The following is a 4,158-nucleotide window of genomic DNA, read 5'->3' on the forward strand; positions in this document are numbered from 1 at the left end:
ATAAAGGGGAAATCCTTTTTTGTCCAGTAAAAAGTCTCACCTAATGGGTGAAAATCAAAAACTTCCAGAAACCATGATGTATCAGCGATTCTGGAAGTTTTTTTAGTTATGTATGAATAATTTGGGTTTATGAAGCAGGAGATGAAAGTCCACCTTTGTTAGGAAATTAAGATGTTAAATAGTATACATTTTTAAAAATATATAGTTACACCAAGGGCGGAGTCTGCCTTTTTTAGGGTTATAAGGTACTGAATACATTTTTATCCCTAGAACAATTTGGTGAATAATAAAAATCATCAGAAATTCCAGTTGATTATTGGTTGTTTCTGATGATTTTTTAGGCATTTACACAGATTCTTCTGAGGTATGAATAATTTGGGCTTATAGATCTAAGACTTCAGGCTTAGCTGCAACTAATTGGCGGTAAAAGGCTGCGCGAGTTGTATAGATATAAGGTGCTAACCATAAATGACCGATTCCAAAGGTTAGGATAGTGAGTAAGGAAGGCCCAACCGAGGAAACTAAGGTCTAGAATAAAGAGGTCGAGTTTATGTCCATCCATGAGAAGCCGAGATTTAGTAATGGCTTCTGTAGGTTCAATATCTCTACCTTCTGCGATTAGATCTTCAATAATGTAGTTGGTCATGGAATAGGAATAGGCCTTTATTAAACCAGGGATTATGAAGAGTAGTGTCCAGAAGATTAAGAATAGATATTGGAGTAGACTATTTATAAGAATGGGTAAGAAACGACCTTGGCGGAAACTAGTGAAGGCAGCCGTAAAGATATTTTCTTCCTTGTGTTTGTCCAGGAGATTGAGAAAGGCAATTTGGGCACTAGCAACAAAAAAGATACTCAGGAGTCCTCCAAAACCAAAGGTGAGAAAAGCAAGAAAACTTGGTAATAGGGATAGTAGTAGGGTCAGAGTAACTGCCCAAGTCCAGTTATCAGCTAAGGCTTTCTTAGCTTGATTTTTTAAGTCTGTTCGATTCATAAAATCCTCTCAAAAATGATACAGAGGATAGTATAGCAGATTCGAAAACTTTGTCAAGTTAGGAAAAAGACCAGGCGTCAGGCCTAGTCTTTTCTTATTATGAGTTATTCAGCTGATTCGGTTTCATTTAAAATGGAAGCAATTTTGGTGTTGATGAGATCAATGGCAACCTTGTTGGTGACTCCTTCGGGAATAATCACATCTGCGTAGCGCTTAGTTGGCTCGATAAATTGGTGGTACATGGGTTTTACGACCTCAAGGTATTGCGTAATGACAGAGTCGAGGCTACGCCCACGTTCTTCGATGTCTCGTTTAATCCGTCGAATGATACGGACATCGTCATCTGTGTCCACAAAGATTTTAATATCCATGAGGTCACGAAGACGCTGATCTTCAAGTACTAGAATTCCTTCAACAATAAAGACATCTTGTGGTTCTTGGCGATAGCTATGTTTACTACGAGTGTGGGCTGTGTAGTCGTAAGTTGGAATGTCCACAGGCCGCCCGGCACGTAGTTCGCTCAATTGTTCAATCATCAAATCTGTGTCAAATGCAAAGGGATGGTCATAGTTGGTTTTGACCCGCTCCTCAGGAGTTAAATGAGATTGATCCTTATAGTAGGAGTCGTGTTCGATCATGGCAATCTTAGCATTTGGGAAATTGGACAAGATTGCTCGAGATACGCTGGTTTTTCCTCCACCAGATCCACCTGTTACACCGATAATGATTGGTTTTTTATGCATGAAATGATCCTCTCTATTTTTCCTATTCATTGTACACTATTTTTAGAGCTATGTCAGTAGGCTAGTCCATGTTATAATGGAGTGAGGTGAAAAAAATGATTACATTTGGAATTTTAGCAACTAGTCCAATCGCCCACGAATGGATGAAAGCTGTGACAGCAGCAGGGGGATATCGACTTGGTGCGGTTTACTCTCGAAGTCTTGAGAAAGCTCAAGCATTTGCGGACCAATATGGTTCTGAAATAGAAACGTACGATTCTTTGGAATCCTTCCTTATGGATTCAAGTCTGGATTTGATTTACATCGCTTCTCCCAACGGCCTTCACTTTCAACATAGTCGTTTGGCTCTTGAAGCGGGTAAACATGTAGTAGTAGAAAAGCCGGCAGTTTTACGTCCATCCGAGTGGACAATAGTATATTCCTTGGCCAAGAAAAAGAAGGTTATGCTCTTTGAAGCAGCACGGAATGTGCATGAAAAGGCTGTAGCTCTTGTTTCTGATTTTTTGAAAGATAAGGAAATCTTGGGGGCTAATCTGCGTTATGGAAAATATTCTTCGAAAATGCCAGCTCTTTTAGCGGGTGAGTTACCGAATGTCTTTTCTGCAAAATTTGGTGGTGGTGCTCTGATGGATTTGGGAATCTATCCTTTGTATGTGGCTCACTACTGGTTTGGGAAACCAGCTCAGGTTTCGTATCAAGCTCAAAAATGGGATTGGGATGTTGATTTGGCCGGACAGGCAAACTTACTGTATCCAGGTAGTTTGGTGACTCTTCAAACGGCAAAAAATTACACAACTTATCTCTCAAGTGAGATCTATACTAGTCAAGGAACCTTGATAGTAGATTCAGTGGAGGAAATCAAGTCTGCTCGCTTTAGAGACTTGACTGGAGGAGAAGAAGTTCTTCCAGTCCAAGTTGCTAGTCATCAGATGGAAGAAGAGGCGGCAGCATTTGCACAGATGATTGAGAGAGAAGATTGGCTTAGCTGGGAAAAGTGGACACAGCTGGCACTAGATGTCCATGAAACCATGTGGAAACTACGCCAGGATGCAGCTATTGTATTTGAAGGAGACCAAGATGTTGAATAATTTCCCACAAATTTGGCAGGAACGCTGGCAGACTCAGGGATTTGAAGAAGCTACGCCAATTCAGGAAGTTTTATGGGAGCCCATTCAAGCTGGGGAGTCTCTATTAGGAATTAGCCCGACAGGAACAGGGAAAACGCTAGCTTATTTGTTGCCTCTTTTACTAAAGGTACGCAAAGGGCAAGGTCAGCAGGTACTTATTTTAGCTCCTAATAGTGAGTTGGCAGGTCAAATTTATGAAGTGACACAGGCTTGGACACAGGACTTGGGGCTTAAGACCCAACTCTTTCTATCTGGTTCTAGTCAAAAACGGCAAATCGAACGTTTGAAGAAAGGACCTGAAGTTTTGATTGGAACTCCTGGACGGGTTTTAGAATTGGTTAAACTCAAAAAAATCAAATTGTTAGCGATTGATACCATTGTCTTGGATGAATTTGACCAGTTACTGAGCACCTCACAATTGCCATTTGTAGATCGTCTATTAACCTATGTTCCTAAGACCCATACACATATCTATATGAGTGCGACTCGGGGAATTCCAATGGATCAGTTACAGGAAGGTACTCGCTTGATCACACTAGGTCAAGAAGAGGAAGCTAACCATCTACAGCACTTCTATATGCGAGTGTCTCAACGTGATAAGGTAGCAACTCTTCGGAAACTTTTAGCAGTTGATGATTTTCGTGCTTTGGTCTTTTTCAATAGCCTCTCTGATGTGGGCAATGCAGAGGAGAAATTACAGTACCATCATTTGCCAGCTTATTCTTTGGCTAGTGATATTAATGTACAAATGCGCAAACAAATTTTGGATCGCTTTAAAGATGGTTCTATCTCCCTCCTTCTAGCCACTGATTTAGTAGCAAGAGGGATTGATATTCAAGGGCTAGACTGTGTGATTCAGGCGGATTTGGCACGAGATAAAGATACCTATACCCATCGAGCAGGACGGACAGGGCGCATGGGACGACCGGGTTATGTGATTACCTTTGTCAGCCATCCTCAGGAACTGAAACAGCTGAAAAAATATGCCAAGGTTTCTGAAATTCAATTAAAAAATCAAGAGTTATTTTTAATAGATGAAGATTAAAAGGGGCTGGGCAAAAACTAGCCAATAATTGAAAAATCACAGAGAATTTGTATTTGGTTTTCGCCAAAAGATACAAATTTGTCTGTGATTTTTCTTTGTCTTTTTCATATTGGACTAACCTTTTAGTCAATTTTGTAAGATTCATGCTCATTAAGAGGAGCCCTAACTCTGTTTCCACGTTTTGATTTCCTCGAACATGAACTCGGCGTACGCCAAAAACACCCTTCATCCTACCAAATATAGGTTCGA

At 40.5% G+C, this 4,158-nt stretch carries 4 protein-coding genes and 2 pseudogenes; 2 read left to right on the top strand and 4 right to left on the bottom strand.

Annotated elements, in window-relative coordinates; genetic code table 11:
- Positions 1 to 381: 381 nt before the first annotated feature.
- The 3 genes and pseudogenes from E4T71_RS10570 to udk all read right to left on the bottom strand — a co-directional run bounded on the left by E4T71_RS10570 (position 382) and on the right by udk (position 1,737).
- The gene (locus tag E4T71_RS10570) at positions 382 to 492 is read right to left on the bottom strand and encodes a hypothetical protein (RefSeq protein WP_368773482.1); all 111 of its coding nucleotides are present in this window, start codon (positions 490 to 492) and stop codon (positions 382 to 384) included.
- A gap of 61 nt (positions 493 to 553) precedes the next feature.
- A pseudogene (locus tag E4T71_RS10280) lies at positions 554 to 994 on the bottom strand (DUF975 family protein); the annotation flags it as partial.
- 104 nt (positions 995 to 1,098) lie between these two features.
- On the bottom strand, positions 1,099 to 1,737 hold the full coding sequence (gene udk, locus E4T71_RS08170) for a uridine kinase (RefSeq protein WP_135038819.1): 639 nt from the start codon (positions 1,735 to 1,737) through the stop codon (positions 1,099 to 1,101).
- 95 nt (positions 1,738 to 1,832) lie between these two features.
- Here udk and E4T71_RS08175 point away from each other — a divergent pair, with 95 nt between their 5' ends.
- Positions 1,833 to 2,825, top strand: a complete 993-nt coding sequence (locus E4T71_RS08175) for a Gfo/Idh/MocA family protein (protein WP_135038821.1) — start codon at positions 1,833 to 1,835, stop codon at positions 2,823 to 2,825.
- On the top strand, positions 2,815 to 3,909 hold the full coding sequence (locus E4T71_RS08180; RefSeq protein ID WP_135038823.1) for a DEAD/DEAH box helicase: 1,095 nt from the start codon (positions 2,815 to 2,817) through the stop codon (positions 3,907 to 3,909). The genes E4T71_RS08175 and E4T71_RS08180 overlap by 11 nt, the downstream gene beginning before the upstream one ends.
- 115 nt (positions 3,910 to 4,024) lie before the next feature.
- Here the strand turns inward: E4T71_RS08180 and E4T71_RS09905 are convergent.
- A pseudogene (locus tag E4T71_RS09905) lies at positions 4,025 to 4,158 on the bottom strand (transposase); the annotation flags it as partial.

Source organism: Streptococcus sp. WM07 (genome assembly GCF_004570525.1).
In the GTDB taxonomy this organism is placed as follows: Bacteria; Bacillota; Bacilli; order Lactobacillales; family Streptococcaceae; genus Streptococcus.